The sequence below is a fragment of the Runella sp. genome (assembly GCF_965279615.1).
Taxonomy (GTDB): Bacteria; Bacteroidota; Bacteroidia; order Cytophagales; family Spirosomataceae; genus Runella.
The window spans coordinates 7,398,193-7,413,689 of sequence record NZ_OZ257252.1; the positions used below are offsets into that span (position 1 = coordinate 7,398,193).

Sequence of the window (15,497 nt, forward strand, 5' to 3'; positions counted from 1 at the left end):
TAACCCGGCACATTAAAAATTTAATATTTAATAAAAATTTTCTTGACACAATCACGTTTTAGAGTTATCATTGCGAAACTTTCTGGCAGTACCGCGGTCACAATCTGACACCAGTTCACCCAAACACCGCCTCTCTTGTTCAGTTTCAGCTTACATTCAGATAATTTCTTGGTTTGCTCTCTAATTGTTAAACACTTAATAGTCAACGATTTTCTTGCGTAAAGATTCTCTTTACTCTCCTCTATTTTATGCTCAGCATTGACGATCTTAACCTCAAGCTCCTGTCCGAGCTACGGGTACTTGCCGAACAAATCGGTATCAAAGACCATAACAAGTATTCTAAAAAAGACCTCATTAACCGAATTTTCGAACAGCAGACGGCGTCAGCGGCTACTGAAGCTAATGTACCGCCTAAGCGAGTTCGTAAACCAAGCAGCAGTACGCCTGCTCCCACACCTTCTACTCCTATAGCAGACCCAACACCTGTAAAAGAAGAAACACCTGCTCCTCCCGCTCCTGTAGTGGAAGTGAAAGCAGAACCAAAAGTAGAAGAAGCGGTAAAGCAGACGCCTATTGCGCCTAAACGCCCACAACCAAATTCTTTTGTGTCAGATAAATCAGACAATCGTTCAAAACGTCAGCGAATTCACAAAGAAAAATCAGACGATACTGAACTTCCATTATTTAATACACCCACTCCCCGGTTTGATCCTCCTCAGGAAATAGCTGTTTCTCAGGAGCCGGCACCCATTTCGGAAGAAATGGTACCGTCCTCATTGATGGAAGAAGGAGAAGATTTCAGCGACCTCAAAATCGACTTGCCGGAAGAAGAATTTTTAGATACTTCTTTTATTACGGAAAGCATAGAAGCAGAACCGGTCGCCGAAGTGGGACCTCCCAAGCCAGAAGAGCGCCCGCGCGAATACCGGGGCGACGATGTCCACAACAAAATCAAACGTCAGTATAATAACTACGTAAAAGAGTTTGACGGGCTTATCGTTAACGAAGGAGTATTGGAGATCATGTCGGATGGCGGATACGGATTCCTGCGCTCGGCGGATTATAATTATCTTGCCAGCCCTGATGACATTTATGTATCACCGTCACAAATCAAGCTCTTTGGCTTGAAAACGGGCGATAGTATCCGAGGCTCCGTGCGACCGCCCAAAGAAGGTGAAAAATATTTTGCATTGCTTCGGGTCGAAACAGTAAACGGCAAAACGACCGAAGAGATTCGTGACCGTATTCCCTTCGAATACCTTACTCCGTTGTTTCCCGAAGAGCACATTAAACTGAGTGGTAAAGCCGACAATTATTCAGCGCGGGTTTTGGACTTATTTGCACCTATCGGTAAAGGCCAACGCGGCATGATCGTGGCGCAGCCCAAAACGGGTAAAACGGTGTTGTTGAAAGAAATTGCCAATGCCATTACGCGCAATCACCCCGAAATATATTTGATCATCCTGCTAATCGACGAGCGTCCGGAAGAGGTAACCGATATGCAGCGCAGTGTGCGGGCCGAAGTGATCTCGTCTACCTTTGATGAGCAAGCCGACCGTCACGTAAAAGTATCGGGTATGGTGCTCGAAAAAGCCAAACGGATGGTAGAATGCGGGCATGATGTGGTTATCCTTTTGGATTCGATTACACGTCTGGCGCGGGCTTACAATACCGTTACACCGGCTTCGGGTAAGATCCTGTCGGGTGGGGTGGATGCCAACGCATTGCACAAACCCAAACGTTTCTTCGGAGCGGCACGTAACGTAGAGCACGGTGGTTCATTGACCATTATTGCTACGGCGTTGATCGATACCGGTTCTAAAATGGACGAAGTGATCTTCGAAGAATTTAAAGGAACGGGTAACATGGAACTTCAGCTCGACCGTCGATTGGCCAACAAACGTATTTACCCTGCGGTTGACGTTATGGCTTCCGGAACGCGTCGTGAAGATCTGTTGCTTGATAAAGAAACCCTCCAACGGATGTGGATTTTGCGCAAGCACTTATCAGACATGAACCCCAACGAAGCGATGGACTTCCTGCTCGACCGCATGAAAGGGACGCGCAGCAACGAAGAGTTTTTGGTTTCCATGAATCGATAACATTCCTGAATTTTCGTTTTTCTTTATAAAGCATTTTATTCAAATCCCTGAACCTGAAAATGGTTTAGGGATTTTTTTATTGCTCAAAATAGAAGCTGATAAATCTGAAATCGTCGTGACCGTTTAGTAAGTACTTGAGCATAAATTTTAGAGTATTTGAAACAGTAGGCCTTTCTTCGAGCGGACGGGTCGGGTTGTGAGCAACCCTCCGCACAGGGGAATACTCTTCGTGCGGAGGGTTGCTCACAACCCGACCCGTCCGTAATATTACCTTGAAAAAACCCGAAAACTTTTGCTCGGCTACTTAAGAACACAACGTTGAATGTTTGATTATGGGTTGATTTTCACAACTTTACATTGACGGCGTCAACCACCGGTAATCAAACTATTCACACTTTTACAAATCTTACCCGATCAAAAACACCGTAGGTTTTCGGTGCAAATCATAGGATTTATTTTTCCAGTCTTTGATAGACAACGTTTTGATAAACCCGTCGGGAGCGGTCAGATTACAGGCTACGCAAAGTCGAGTAGTGGGTTCACAGTGAAGCAGTAAGTCTTCCATGACCTGATGGTTGCGATACGGAGTTTCGATAAACAGTTGGGTTTGTTTGCGCGCTACAGATTCCTTCTCCAAATGCTTGATCGTCTTGACCCGTTGGGTACGCTCAATCGGTAAATAACCATGAAATACAAACGATTGACCATTCAACCCCGACGCCATCAGGGCAAGCAGGAGGGAAGAAGGACCTACCAACGGTACTACTTCGATGTTGAGTTGGTGCGCTATTTTAACCGCTACTGCGCCCGGGTCAGCGATGCCCGGACAACCCGCTTCGGATAAGATGCCTGCATTTTTGCCTTCTTTGAGCAGGGCTTTCAATTGGGCCAAGGTTTCAGCTTCGGGCGTTTCTTTGTTGAGGTCGTAAAAGGTCAGATCGTCAATGACTTTTCCCAGTTTCAAGCCACCGATAAAGCGCCGGGCGGTTCGCAGGTTTTCGGCAAAAAATACATTCAATTCATTGACGACTTGGGGGACTTGGGCGGAGAGTACATCGGCAGAGGTATCGTCGGCGAGGGGAGTGGGAATCAGAAATAATTTCATTTCAGAAAGTTAACCAGCGATTGTACAAAGGCTTCGGGCTTTTCGGCCTGCACCCAATGGCTTGCGCCTTCGATGGTGTCAACGATGGAGTTGGGAAAAATATGTTGAATGGTAGGAAGGTCTTTGTCGCGAACGTAACCCGATTTTTCGCCGCGCATAAAAAGCGTAGGTTCCGTAACGATCCGTGGATTAGCAACATCATGACCAATGATTTCGATGTTTTGTTCGATCACGGGCAGGTTGAGTCGCCAGGCAAAAGCACCGTCGTCGTTGCGATAAAGGTTTTTAAGCAAAAATTGCCGAACCGATGGACTTGGCTCATATTCGCTCAAAATTTTATCGGCTTCATTGCGACTCTCCAGCGTAGCCAGTGGAATGGCTTTCAGCCCCGCAATGATCTCTGCATGATGTACGGGATAAGGACGCGGCGCAATATCAACCACTACCAACTGACTGAATTCTCCCGGGTACTGCATAGCATATTGCATGACCGTTTTACCGCCCATCGAGTGGCCCACCAAGATGGGTTTTTCCAGATCCTGTTGTTGAATAAATTCGTGCAGATCGGTTGCCAATTCAGGATAGGTATGGGTGGCGGCGTGCGGTGAGCGGCCGTGGTTACGTTGGTCAACGGCATAAACGGAAAAGCCTTTATCGGCGATTACTTTGCTGATGGTGAGCCAATTGTCGCAGGAGCCAAAGAGGCCGTGCAAAATGATCATGGGACGTCCCGTCCCTACCTGACGAAAAAAAAGTTGCATGAGATGTGTAAAAATCGTTGTGCTGATACCCCTGCCTTTATTCGAAGTGAATAGGTAGGAAAGCCAACGCAGTTGATTGGTATATGGACAAAATTAGTAACTTTTGGAAAGTTTTGAAAAGTTACCCATGAATTGACGCAAATGAAGAGCACTCGCGTTGTTATTTTATTTTCGTTGTTTCTCGTAAAATTGGCGATTCAAGCCCAAGTTCCTATTGTTTTGGGAAACACAAAAGCCTTCGTTTCGACCGGTTTACGGTGTGGTATTTTGGAAGATAAACAGGGGAGGATGTCTTTTCAAACGATACAGAAAACGCCTTTTGTAAATGCTTCGTCGACCATTCCCAGTCTGGGGTATAAAAAATCGGTAATATGGCTGAAAATCAATGTGATAAATGTCAGCAATAAACGTTGGTTCTTGGAAGTGGACAATCCGCGCCTAAATGATATTACGCTTTTTATATTTTCCGGTAATCGCTTGGTGTCTACTCAAAAGTTGGGTGATAATCTTCCGTTTGAGGCTTACCCTATTCCTGACCACAACCCTATTTTTACGCTTCCTTTCCTTCACAATCAGCCGTACACTTTGTACCTGAGAGCTGTCTCTACAGAAGACCTGAAATTCCCGTTGTTGTTTTGGGAAGAACATCAATTATATGCTCATCTGGCGGGGCGCAACATCATTTGGGGTATCTATTTTGGGTTTATTCTGCTCATTACGTTGTACAATTTCTTCCTGTGGTTCATGACCCGCGAAGCAATTTATGGACATTATTGCCTGTATGTGCTGTTTTTTGGTACCTTTCAATTTAGTTTGTACGGGTTTGGGTATCAGTATATTTGGGCCAATGCAGCCTTCAACGATCTGTCTCACATCTTCTTCCTGGGGCTAGCCTGTATTTTTCTGGCTTCATTTTCATTGGCTTTTTTGGAGCCTTACCGGATGTTTCCCTGGCTGAAAACATTTATTAGGATTGCGGGCTATGTTTTTGGCGTGGGTTTTATTGTAGGCTTACTTTGGTATGATTATTATATAAATGTGGCCATTATCGCGGCCGGATCGGTGATGGTGGGAGTGCAATGTTATTGCGCCATTCGTCTGGCGTTGTCCGGTTCTCGGGCGGCCCAATTGTATTTGGTGGCTTCGGCGGCGCTTTCGGGCGCTATTCTGGTCGTCGGGATGAAAAATTTGGGTTGGTTGCCGGCCGAAAATCAGGATTATTATCTTATGGCGGGCTCCATGTTAGAAATTGTGTTGTTTTCGTTGGCGTTAGGGTATCGACTGCGTTCGATGCAACTCGAAAAGCTCCGCCAACAACAACTGCGGGATGAAATTTCGACCAATCTTCATGATGACTTGGCGGCTTCGCTGAGCAGTTTGACCATGTTTTCGGAACTGAACAGGCGCAAAATGCAGAAGCAATCTCCTGAACTTTCCGAGACCTTCGGGCGCATCAGCGAGCGCTCCCGCGAAGCCATGCGATTGGTACGCGAAGCCGTTTGGGAGATCAATCCGCACAATGATTTTTCGGAAGAATGGTTGGACAGAATGGTTACATTTGCGCAAGATACTTTTGGCGCCCGACAGATCGAGTTTGAACTTATCATTGATGATACCCTGCGGGATTATCGGTTTCCCATTGACCGACGGCGGAGTTTATTTTTGTTTTTTAAAGAAGCGGTAAACAACATTGCCAAGCATTCAAAAGCTACCCATGCGCGGGTGCATTTCCACCAAAAGAACGGTGTTGTGTGGTTATCTATCAGTGATAACGGACATGGTTTTGATATTGCTCAAACGGCAGAAGGCAACGGGCTTCGAAATTTTAAAAAGCGGGCAGAAGCGCTTGGCGCGCAATTAAAACTGGATTCAACGCCTGAATTCGGCACTTCTATTGAGTTAAATTTTCGGGCTCCTACCTACTCAAATTAACAGTTGACAGGCATATTTTTATTCCTGAAATTTACCCTCCGTAAACCTACCCACTATGATTCGTATCGCTTTATTTGAGGATATAAACGAAATTCGTGAACTGCTGACCGAAACCATTCAAAACAGCGAAGGGCTATTCATGGCGGGCGCGTACGCCAATGCCAACGATGCCCTGAAGATCATGAAACGCGACCGCCCCGATGTGGTACTGATGGATATTCAGATGCCGGGCGTATCAGGCATTGAAGCGGTGCGAACCATAAAACTGAACTTTCCGAATATTCAGGTATTGATGCAAACCGTGTTTGAAGACAATGCCCGCATTTTTGCGGCGATCTGCGCGGGTGCTTCGGGCTATATTCTGAAAGATGCTTCGCCGGAGCGTTACCTGGAAGCGATCATGGAAGTGGCTGCGGGAGGCGCACCTATGTCGCCCGTCATTGCCCGTAAAGTGTTAACTATGTTTCAGGGCCAAAATCCACCTTCTCCCAAAGAAGAATACCACGAACTCAGCCTCACGGAGCAAAAGATTCTGGGTTGTTTGGTGAGAGGGCTAAGCTATAAATTGATTGCGGACGAATGTAAAATAAGCCCCTCGACGGTCAATTTTCACCTCAAAAATATTTACCGCAAACTTCATGTCAATTCGGCCACCGAAGCCATCTCCAAAGCGCTCCGTCAGCAAATGACCAAATGATCCAACCTGTAGGGGCAGGGCTTGCCTCTGCCCCATTCTCTGCCCATACAGTTGGGTCTGCCCTTCATTCTCTGCCCATTTTCAGACCTGCACAACTCTCGCCTACTTGATTTAGTAGTTTACACGGATTTTCCAAAGCCTTACTTTTGAGTCGTTACAATTTCGGCAATGAAAACTCAAAAACTGCACTTCTTATTTTCAACTGATCACTTCATGAGCACTAATTCTTTGCCTTGTTTCATTTCGACCAAATCTTCCTGTATTTTTCATCGCTTATTCCTTTTAAGTGTTTTAGGATTTATTCATTTTTGGAGTTTTGCGCAAGACCCATACGTCGGAACGTTCAAGGCCGAGCAGGCTGATATTGTACTCAATATCACGCAACGAAATAACCGTTACGAAGGAGTTTTTACGGTAGAAGGCAAACGTTTCGATTGCGTTGCCGTTCGAGCGGGAGCCGGTGTTTCGGGGACCTATTCGGACAACGGGCAGTCCATTGAATTTTCATTAGGCAGATCGGCCAATGACTATTTTATCAGCACACAGGGCGTGAATATTCCAATGAAACGAACATCGGTTACGGCTCCTTTTTCTAATTCAGCCTCTTCACCAACAACGGTAATGTCATCTCAAACGATGCCTTCGGTCGCAAAATCATCAGGAAAAATGTACACAAGTGTTTCAGGATACAGTTTTAATGCACCTGTTGGGTGGAACTTACAAGGGCAACAGGATGGCGGCTTTGCGTTCATGCGTGCCGGGCAACAAACCGTTTTGTCGGTCACGCCCCATGCTTATACCACCATTGATGCTATTTTGAATGATATTTATGACCAAAATGACGCGGCTTCCAACACCTATTTGAAGGTGCGAAAAGAACGCTACGGCTCCAATGGCGTGTTGGCTTCTTTTGAGGGAACCATGAAAGGAACGCCGGTGGTATTGACTACGCTTACGTTATTGTCGCCGCATGGTGGAGGCGTTACGTTTACGAGCATTGCGCCTCGTGCCGAGCATACAAATGAGTTATCGCAGACACTGAAAGCATTGGCAGCAAGTACGATGTTCAATAAACCGCAAGCCTCACCGGCAGCGGAGCAATGGCGCAATCGGCTCAATGGCAAACAGTTGTTGTATCTGTATACGGGAAATGGTTATTCCGAAAAAAAGACGTTCGATCTGTGCCCCAACGGCGTGCTCATTTCAGGCGGCGATACGTCGGCGAGCAGTTCGGGAGGATTTGGCGGGGATTTTTCGGCCGTAACGCAGGGTGGCGGCTCGGGTACTTGGCAGGTAAATGCAGAGGGAAATCAAATGGTTTTGGTGTTCAATTTTCGCAATGGAAGCACGTCACGTTTCTCATTGGCCGCTGCTCCAAACGGAACGAGTGTTTTATTGAACGGTAAAAAGTATTTTGTACAGGCAAGTCCAAGTTGTCGGTGAGCAACCAAATGAACTTGCCTGCTACTGATTAATCTTCGAGATTTAATACCTTTTTTACTTCGTTATAATCTTTCCAATTGACATTCGCGAATCTTGCGCCCGAGGCCGGTGGAATGATCACTGCCCGGAATTCTTCATCGGCAAAGAATTGGCTGACGTCGATGTCCTTGGAAAATGAAACGAAGGCAGAAATACGGCCCGGCTCCAACGCAAAAGAGTACGTAACGTGAGCCCCATTGAAGTATGTATCCCAAGGTACAGCGTTAACAAAAGCCTTATTGCTGGCTACGCGATTGTACAGAAACACCATGCCTCCGTCGAGGGTTTTTTGGGTAAGATAGGTTTGAATAACTCCTCCCTGCAGCCCAATGGTCGAATAAAATTCCGTCTTGTTGTAATTGGTAATGAAGGATTGTTTGGTTACAGCTACCCAGTTGGTCGAGTAAAAAGCCGTACCTGAACTGCCGGGATCTCCTTTGGCACCGGTAGGACCTTGCGGACCAACGGGCCCGGTATCGCCTTGAGGCCCGGCACAAGCGGAAACGATCAGGAGCAGTGCAAACGAAAAATAGCTTACAATTTTCATAGTGTTAGAGAGTCCCTCACCTTCAGAGGGTAATTGTTTGAAGTGATTCATGTCTTGAAGGTTGAAAAGAAGACATGATGTTTTTATAGCTGAAACAACGCAAGATTAACGACAATTCCTGAAAGATATTTAGACAGATTGAATTTAAGTGGTATTACCTCCGTTTCCGGTTGCCCCTTTTTTACCGAACTTACTGACAAAAACGCATATCTGCTTATCTTTGCCCCAAAACCAAAAATCAGAAAAAATGAGTTTGCAAAAAGCGTATCCGTATCTCTACCGGTGGGCGGAGACCTACGGAAAAGTTGAATTTGGACAATTGGAAGACGCAGAGGGGCTGGTCAGATGCATTGACGAAACAGGTAAAGTATTTGAATCACCCAAGAAAGTAAAAGACTTGGATGCTGCGTTGAAAATGGCCGAAGAGGTGATTTATGAGTGGTTTGAAGTGAACGACCCCGACGAATTGGATGATTAACCTATCCACTTTCGAATAACAGACAATGGATAACGGATAAACGGACAACGAATAACAAATAACAGAAAACGTGTTTGACATTAAACAAAAAGTAGGTGTATTAGGTGGAGGCCAATTAGGCCTGATGCTGTTGCAAGCCGCCATTGACTGGAATTTGCACGTCAAGATTTTAGACGCTGCCGATGCTCCCTGCGCGGCCATCGCTCCTGAATTTGTTGAAGGCTCATTGCAGGACTACGATGCCGTGTATCAATTCGGGCAAGACGTGGAAGTGCTGACCATTGAGATCGAAAAAGTAAACGTGGAAGCATTGGAAGCACTCGAACGCGAAGGGAAAAAAGTCTTTCCTCAACCCCACGTCATTCGATTGATTCAGGACAAACGTACGCAAAAGCAATTTTACCGCGACCACGGACTTCCAACGGCCGATTTCGTATTGACCGAAAACCGCGAAGATGTCCGCAATCACGCCGATTTTTTACCCGCTTTTCATAAATTGGGCCGCGATGGGTATGACGGCAAAGGCGTGCAGCGCATTGCGTCAACTGCCGATTTTGACAAAGCATTTGAGGCGCCGGGGTTGTTGGAAAAGGCCGTTGATTTTGAGAAAGAACTGGCCGTAATCGTGGCTCGTAATGAGCGCGGAGAAGTAGCTACGTTTCCCACGGTCGAAATGGTGTTTCACCCCGAAGCTAATTTGGTTGAATACCTTTTTGCCCCTGCCGATATTTCCAAAGAGATTGAAAAGCAAGCCGAAGAGCTGGCCAAAAAAACAGCCCAAGCCATTGGCATTGTGGGGCTTTTGGCGGTGGAAATGTTCTTGACAAAAGACGGACACGTACTCATTAACGAAGTAGCTCCGCGTCCGCACAATAGCGGTCATCATACCATTCGAGCTAATTTTACGTCGCAGTTTGAGCAGCATTGGCGGGCCATTCTTAACCTGCCTTTGGGCGATACCACTGCCTACACCCCTGCCGCCATGGTCAATTTGTTGGGTGAAGAAGGTCACACCGGCCCCGCGCATTACGAAGGCATGGAGGAAGTGTTGGGAGTGTATGGAATATTTCCCTTTTTATACGGTAAAAAAATCACCAAACCCTTTCGCAAAATGGGCCATATTACGGTAACAGACAGCGATTTGGAGAAATTGAAAGAAAAGGCCGAATGGGTGAAAAATGCCTTGAAAGTAGTGACAAAATGACGAACCAACGTCTGATAGGAGGTGTTCTCAAAATAGCGGGAAGCAGATTCACTGCAAACTGCGAACAATAAACTGCCAATTTAAAAATGACACCCAATCTCCCAAAAACCGAACTCAAACGCGTCGTGATCGTTGGCGCAGGGTTTGGTGGGCTTATGCTGGCGCGTAAGCTTTCGCATCGTTCTGATCTACAGATTGTTCTGATTGATAAAAATAACTACCACCAGTTCCAGCCTTTATTTTATCAGGTCGCAATGGCGGGACTTGAACCCAGTTCGATCTCGTTTCCGCTTCGTAAAGTTTTTCAATCCAAACACAACGTTCAGATTCGGGTAACCGAAGTCGTGAAGATCGAGCCGGAAGCCAATGTAATTGAGACCAAATTGGGACCTATTGAATACGATTATTTGGTCTTGGCTACGGGCGCAGATACCAATTTTTTTGGCATGAAAAACATGATCGAGAATGCTCTGCCGATGAAATCTGTGTCGGAAGCATTGGCGCTGCGCAACCGAATGCTCCAAAATTTTGAAGATGCCCTGAGTGTGGAAACCATTGAAGAAAAACATGGTTTGATGAACATCGTGATTGTAGGAGGTGGTCCAACGGGAGTTGAAATAGCAGGAACATTGGCCGAAATGAAACGCCATATTTTGCCCAAAGACTATCCGGAACTCAATTTCGATTCCATGCAGATTTACCTGTATGAATCCTCTCCCGAAGTGTTGGAAGTGATGTCAGATCAATCTTCCAAAAAAGCAAAACAGTATTTGACGGATTTGGGCGTAAATCTTCGTTTAGGGGTTCGTATCATTGACTTTGACGGAAAATACGCCACCACCAACACCGGCGACCGTATTCGGACCAATAACCTGATCTGGGCGGCAGGAGTCAAAGCCAATGCCATTGAAGGAATTCCGGTGGCTTCATTGGTACGGGGAGGAAGGGTCAAAGTGAATCGGTTCAGCTTGGTGGAAGGCACACAAAATATATTTGCTCTGGGCGATTTAGCTTCTATGTCCGAAGAAAAATTCCCCAACGGCCATCCTCAACTGGCGCAACCCGCTATGCAACAGGGCGAATTGTTAGCCAAGAATTTGGTGCGAATGATCAAAGGAGAAGAAATGAAACCTTTTGTGTATAAAGACCTTGGTTCAATGGCAACCGTAGGGCGCAACCTTGCCGTGGTGGATTTGCCTTTCTGGAAATTTCAGGGATTTTTTGCGTGGCTTACATGGATGTTTGTACACCTTATTTCCATTGTCGGAGTCAAAAACCGTTTGCTGATTTTTATCAACTGGCTTTGGAATTATGCCACCTACGACCAATCGTTACGGTTAATTATCAAACCTAAGATTTTAAAGGAGAAAGAGCCTGTAGAAGTAGGGTAAACGGCATACCGTTTTGCCGCTCTTCCCCCTTTTTTTGCCGGTTCCGGCGGCCCGCTGCCTATCTTCAAAATAGTGGATAATCCTATCAAAAAACGTGTACGTTTGTGGCGTAAATTTTAAACACAAACTCGTATGTTTCTGATCGTTATTGGTGTGATTATAGTGATAGCAGGGTTTGCCATCAACACACCTTCGTTGACCTTTGCCAAATTTTCTCGACCCGTCAAGGTGGCGGGTTTTGTTTTGGTCGTTATTGGGGTTCTTACCTCCTGTATTAAGCAAATAGATGCAGGGTCGGTTGGAATTCAATCTTTGTTTGGAAAAGTTAGTAACACTGTGCTGAACAGCGGATTAAACTTTGTTAATCCATTCGTTGACGTTACAATGCTTGATACCAAGACCCAGAATTACACCATGTCGGCTGTTCACGATGAAGGCGATAAAGAAGGTGATGATGCCATTCGTATCCTGACCGCTGACGGGCTTCAGGTGGAAATTGATTTAACAATTTTGTACCGGGTCATTCCATCGGAAGCTCCTAAAATTTACCGGGAAATCGGCCCAACCTACGTAGAGAAAATTGTTCGGCCCATCACCCGAACGCGTATTCGTGACAACGCCGTTAATTACGATGCCGTAGCGTTGTATTCAACAAAGCGGGATGAATTCCAGAACCGTATTTCCAAGCAAATAGAGCAGGAATTTAAAGCTCGCGGGATATTTCTGGAAAACGTGCTGATTCGTAACATCAACTTACCGGAATCGGTCAAAAAGACCATTGAGTCAAAGATCAATGCTGAGCAGGATTCGCAAAAAATGCAGTTTGTATTGAGCAAAGAAAAACAGGAGGCTGAACGTAAGCGCGTTGAAGCGCAGGGTATTTCTGATTATCAACGTATCATTTCAGAAAGTTTGACCGACCGTCAGTTGCAGTACGAGCAGATCAAAGCTCAAAAAGAATTGGCAGCATCTCCCAATGCCAAAATCATTATCATGGGTGCAAAAGGAAATGTGCCCGTGATTTTAGGGGATAAATAAAAAATCGTAGGGGCAGGCCTTGCGTCTGCCCAATCTTGCGTGGTAGGGGCAGACGCAAGGCCTGCCCCTACGGGGTATCTGACGGTTCGAAACCGTCAGCCCTTTATTTCAATGATTATTAGTTAAATCAGACTGCGAAACTGATACAGGGCAAATGTTAGAATTACTCCCCAAATTACTCCCCAAAGCAACATCTGAAGGATGATCGTGGTGCGCGGTACTTTGAAAGAAACAGCGATCAATGTGCCGCCAATGGGAGTAAATAAAAGAGGAGTAAGCAGTGCAATGCCCGTCATGCCTGAACGCTTCCACACCCGCACCGCCATGCGTGTACGTTTGCTGAAAAGACGCGGTTTTTTCTTCCGATAGCGGTTTATCAATTGCTGAATGGCACTGCCTAAAAATACGAAGATAACCACACTGAGCATCATCCCCACGACTGTGCAGATCGCTGTTTCCCACCAAGGCAGACTTAATGCAAGACCTGCTAACGGACCGGCTACGAACTTTAACATACTCGCCAATACGACCGAAATGTATTCTCCCCAAGGCATTTTTATGCGATGTATTTTGTTGAACAATCAGCAAAGTACTCATTAACTTATGACAAACAACCCAAAATCCCAAAAATCTGCTTAAAATCAAAAAACAATTTGTGTAAGTTTGGGCCAAATATGCATGAACATGGAAATTCTTGAACAAGTACAAAAATATGGCTATGTGCGCGAAACCGTTGCGCCGGGGGTAGATCTGATTGCGGAGATCAATCGTCTTCGTAAAGAAAAAAATGCTGTTATTCTGGCGCATTATTACGTAGACGCAGCCATTCAGGACTTAGCCGATTACATTGGTGACAGCCTCGGACTTTCGCAACAGGCCGCCAATACTCCCGCCGACATGATCGTATTTTGTGGGGTTCACTTCATGGGAGAAACAGCCAAAATCCTCAGCCCCGAGAAAAAAGTGGTTATTCCTGATCTGAATGCGGGTTGTTCGTTGGCTGACTCAGCCCCTGCCGATAAGTTTGCGGCTTTCAAAGCCCAATATCCCGACCATTTAGTATTGTCCTATATTAATTGCTCCGCCGAGATCAAAGCCTTATCGGACATCATTGTGACGTCTTCCAATGCGGTGAAGATCGTGGAGCAGTTGCCCAAAGATCAGAAGATCATTTTCGCGCCGGATGCCAATTTAGGACGTTATGTGGCTAAAAAGACGGGCCGTGACATGGTATTGTGGGATGGCGCCTGTATTGTTCACGTAGATATTTCGGAAGCCAAATTGCGTACTTTGCGCGAAAAATACCCGAATGCGCTGCTCGTGGCACACCCTGAGTGCAAAGATAATATCCTGCTCCAAGCCGATTTTGTAGGTTCGACAACTGCCATTTTGAAGTTTGTCAGCGAAACGCCACATGACGAGTTTATCGTAGCCACCGAAGCGGGCATTTTGCACAAAATGAAACAGGCAGCAGCAGGCACCGGCAAGAAGATCATTCCTGCGCCGGCCACTGAGAACAATACCTGCGCCTGCAGCGAATGCCCGTACATGAAAATGAATACGGTCGAGAAACTCTATAACGCACTTTTGTACGAACAACCCGAAATCACCGTTCCCGAAAATATACGCCTGAAAGCATATGAATCAGTAGATCGAATGCTGGAGATGAGCAAGAATCTGTAAACACAAATAAATGAAAATTCTTAAAAGAGATCCTTTGAAAAGATTGAGAAGGCTTTGCTAAGAGCGTATCATCATATACCTGAAGAACTTGAGGCGGAAAAAATAAAGCGATAAACTGATTCGACAGCTAATGTTCAAAAGAAGTAAATTTCAGTAACCATAATTCAACTCAATGAAACCCACCCTCTTAATACTTGCCGCCGGAATGGGCAGCCGTTACGGCGGAATCAAACAACTGGATCAATTTGGCCCCAATGGCGAAACCATTATAGATTATTCTTTATACGATGCCATTCGGGCAGGTTTTGGTAAAATTGTATTTATCATCCGCGAAGAACTTCGCAATGATTTTGAAGAAGTCTTTGGTCCTAAACTCAAAGGAAAGATCGAATATGATTACGCTATTCAGGGTTTTCAAAGTTATGTGCCGGTAGAGTTAGGAGAAATTGAACGGGCGAAGCCCTGGGGAACGGGCCATGCCATGCTGTGCGGTTGGGAACAGACTGAAACGCCTTTCGCGATTATCAATGCCGACGATTTCTATGGATTGGAAGCATTTCAATTGGTGGCAGATTTTCTGAATACCAGTGCTGATGATACCGAACATACGCTGATCGCCTACCAAGTTAAAAAGACATTGTCCGAAAATGGTACCGTATCGCGAGGTGTGTGTGAAGTCAACAGTGAAGGCTATCTGGATGTAGTGACTGAGCGGACCAAAATTTTCCCACAAGATGGTAAGATCTATTTTGATGAAAGCGGAGAACTCACTGAATTAAGCCCTGAAACGCCCGTTTCGATGAACTTCTGGGGTTTTAAACCTTCCGTTTTTCCGATTACGCAAGAGTTGTTTATTGATTACGCTCATACCAATTATAATGCGCCCAAAGCGGAATTCTACATTCCCGTGGTGGCTACGCATTTGATAAAAAGCGGTCTCGGCAAACTCAAGGTGATTCCCAACGCCTCCGAATGGTTTGGCGTGACGTATCCCGAAGACAAGCCCACCGTACAGGCTGCGTTGAAAAAACTGCACGATGACGAGAAGTATCCGGTAAGTCTTTGGTAAATAATTAT

General features: G+C 45.7%; 14 protein-coding genes. 10 read left to right on the forward strand and 4 right to left on the reverse strand.

What is annotated here, in order from left to right; all coding sequences use genetic code 11:
* Positions 1 to 248 precede the first annotated feature (248 nt).
* On the forward strand, positions 249 to 2,102 hold the full coding sequence (rho, locus tag ACQY73_RS31200) for a transcription termination factor Rho (RefSeq protein ID WP_428658090.1): 1,854 nt from the start codon (positions 249 to 251) through the stop codon (positions 2,100 to 2,102).
* A gap of 406 nt (positions 2,103 to 2,508) precedes the next feature.
* Here the strand turns inward: rho and ACQY73_RS31205 are convergent, their stop codons facing one another.
* Together ACQY73_RS31205 and ACQY73_RS31210 are read right to left on the reverse strand one after the other, a co-directional pair.
* Positions 2,509 to 3,207, reverse strand: a complete 699-nt coding sequence (locus ACQY73_RS31205; protein ID WP_428658091.1) for an SAM-dependent methyltransferase — start codon at positions 3,205 to 3,207, stop codon at positions 2,509 to 2,511.
* The gene (locus tag ACQY73_RS31210; RefSeq protein WP_428658092.1) at positions 3,204 to 3,968 is read right to left on the reverse strand and encodes an alpha/beta fold hydrolase; all 765 of its coding nucleotides are present in this window, start codon (positions 3,966 to 3,968) and stop codon (positions 3,204 to 3,206) included. Before ACQY73_RS31210 ends, ACQY73_RS31205 begins: the two co-directional genes overlap by 4 nt.
* Positions 3,969 to 4,109: 141 nt before the next feature.
* On the opposite strand from ACQY73_RS31210, the gene ACQY73_RS31215 reads away from it, so the two are divergent.
* The 3 genes from ACQY73_RS31215 to ACQY73_RS31225 all read left to right on the forward strand — a co-directional run bounded on the left by ACQY73_RS31215 (position 4,110) and on the right by ACQY73_RS31225 (position 8,040).
* Positions 4,110 to 5,900, forward strand: a complete 1,791-nt coding sequence (locus tag ACQY73_RS31215; protein WP_428658093.1) for a sensor histidine kinase — start codon at positions 4,110 to 4,112, stop codon at positions 5,898 to 5,900.
* 55 nt (positions 5,901 to 5,955) lie between these two features.
* Positions 5,956 to 6,597 carry a response regulator gene (locus ACQY73_RS31220; protein WP_428658094.1) on the forward strand — a complete coding sequence of 214 codons (642 nt, stop codon included), beginning with the start codon at positions 5,956 to 5,958 and terminating at the stop codon, positions 6,595 to 6,597.
* 213 nt (positions 6,598 to 6,810) lie between these two features.
* Positions 6,811 to 8,040 (forward strand): hypothetical protein, encoded by a 1,230-nt coding sequence (locus ACQY73_RS31225; RefSeq protein WP_428658095.1) that lies wholly within the window; start codon positions 6,811 to 6,813, stop codon positions 8,038 to 8,040.
* Between the two features lie 28 nt (positions 8,041 to 8,068).
* Here the strand turns inward: ACQY73_RS31225 and ACQY73_RS31230 are convergent, their stop codons facing one another.
* Positions 8,069 to 8,626 carry a collagen-like triple helix repeat-containing protein gene (locus ACQY73_RS31230; RefSeq protein WP_428658096.1) on the reverse strand — a complete coding sequence of 186 codons (558 nt, stop codon included), beginning with the start codon at positions 8,624 to 8,626 and terminating at the stop codon, positions 8,069 to 8,071.
* 247 nt (positions 8,627 to 8,873) lie between these two features.
* Here ACQY73_RS31230 and ACQY73_RS31235 point away from each other — a divergent pair, with 247 nt between their 5' ends.
* The 4 genes from ACQY73_RS31235 (at position 8,874) to ACQY73_RS31250 (ending at position 12,737) form a co-directional block, all read left to right on the forward strand.
* Positions 8,874 to 9,104: a hypothetical protein gene (locus ACQY73_RS31235; protein ID WP_428658097.1), complete on the forward strand. Its 231-nt coding sequence runs from the start codon at positions 8,874 to 8,876 to the stop codon at positions 9,102 to 9,104.
* Positions 9,105 to 9,174: 70 nt separating this feature from the next.
* Positions 9,175 to 10,308: a 5-(carboxyamino)imidazole ribonucleotide synthase gene (locus ACQY73_RS31240; protein ID WP_428658098.1), complete on the forward strand. Its 1,134-nt coding sequence runs from the start codon at positions 9,175 to 9,177 to the stop codon at positions 10,306 to 10,308.
* A gap of 86 nt (positions 10,309 to 10,394) precedes the next feature.
* A complete protein-coding gene (locus ACQY73_RS31245) occupies positions 10,395 to 11,699 on the forward strand; it encodes an NAD(P)/FAD-dependent oxidoreductase (protein WP_428658099.1) in 1,305 nt (434 codons plus the stop codon).
* A gap of 132 nt (positions 11,700 to 11,831) precedes the next feature.
* Positions 11,832 to 12,737, forward strand: a complete 906-nt coding sequence (locus ACQY73_RS31250; RefSeq protein ID WP_428658100.1) for a prohibitin family protein — start codon at positions 11,832 to 11,834, stop codon at positions 12,735 to 12,737.
* Positions 12,738 to 12,859: 122 nt separating this feature from the next.
* Here ACQY73_RS31250 and ACQY73_RS31255 read toward each other — a convergent pair whose 3' ends face one another.
* Positions 12,860 to 13,291 carry a hypothetical protein gene (locus ACQY73_RS31255; RefSeq protein WP_428658101.1) on the reverse strand — a complete coding sequence of 144 codons (432 nt, stop codon included), beginning with the start codon at positions 13,289 to 13,291 and terminating at the stop codon, positions 12,860 to 12,862.
* A 130-nt stretch (positions 13,292 to 13,421) separates the two neighbouring features.
* On the opposite strand from ACQY73_RS31255, the gene nadA reads away from it, so the two are divergent.
* Together nadA and ACQY73_RS31265 are read left to right on the forward strand one after the other, a co-directional pair.
* Positions 13,422 to 14,420, forward strand: a complete 999-nt coding sequence (gene nadA / locus ACQY73_RS31260; RefSeq protein WP_428658102.1) for a quinolinate synthase NadA — start codon at positions 13,422 to 13,424, stop codon at positions 14,418 to 14,420.
* Positions 14,421 to 14,592: 172 nt separating this feature from the next.
* Positions 14,593 to 15,489, forward strand: a complete 897-nt coding sequence (locus ACQY73_RS31265; protein WP_428658103.1) for a nucleotidyltransferase family protein — start codon at positions 14,593 to 14,595, stop codon at positions 15,487 to 15,489.
* Positions 15,490 to 15,497: the final 8 nt, after the last annotated feature.

Coding starts and splice junctions, on each gene's coding strand:
- rho (WP_428658090.1), top strand. CDS start 249: ATGCTCAGCATTGACGATCTTAACCTCAAGCTCCTGTCCGAGCTACGG.
- ACQY73_RS31205 (WP_428658091.1), bottom strand. CDS start 3,207: ATGAAATTATTTCTGATTCCCACTCCCCTCGCCGACGATACCTCTGCC.
- ACQY73_RS31210 (WP_428658092.1), bottom strand. CDS start 3,968: ATGCAACTTTTTTTTCGTCAGGTAGGGACGGGACGTCCCATGATCATT.
- ACQY73_RS31215 (WP_428658093.1), top strand. CDS start 4,110: ATGAAGAGCACTCGCGTTGTTATTTTATTTTCGTTGTTTCTCGTAAAA.
- ACQY73_RS31220 (WP_428658094.1), top strand. CDS start 5,956: ATGATTCGTATCGCTTTATTTGAGGATATAAACGAAATTCGTGAACTG.
- ACQY73_RS31225 (WP_428658095.1), top strand. CDS start 6,811: ATGAGCACTAATTCTTTGCCTTGTTTCATTTCGACCAAATCTTCCTGT.
- ACQY73_RS31230 (WP_428658096.1), bottom strand. CDS start 8,626: ATGAAAATTGTAAGCTATTTTTCGTTTGCACTGCTCCTGATCGTTTCC.
- ACQY73_RS31235 (WP_428658097.1), top strand. CDS start 8,874: ATGAGTTTGCAAAAAGCGTATCCGTATCTCTACCGGTGGGCGGAGACC.
- ACQY73_RS31245 (WP_428658099.1), top strand. CDS start 10,395: ATGACACCCAATCTCCCAAAAACCGAACTCAAACGCGTCGTGATCGTT.
- ACQY73_RS31250 (WP_428658100.1), top strand. CDS start 11,832: ATGTTTCTGATCGTTATTGGTGTGATTATAGTGATAGCAGGGTTTGCC.
- ACQY73_RS31255 (WP_428658101.1), bottom strand. CDS start 13,291: ATGCCTTGGGGAGAATACATTTCGGTCGTATTGGCGAGTATGTTAAAG.
- nadA (WP_428658102.1), top strand. CDS start 13,422: ATGGAAATTCTTGAACAAGTACAAAAATATGGCTATGTGCGCGAAACC.
- ACQY73_RS31265 (WP_428658103.1), top strand. CDS start 14,593: ATGAAACCCACCCTCTTAATACTTGCCGCCGGAATGGGCAGCCGTTAC.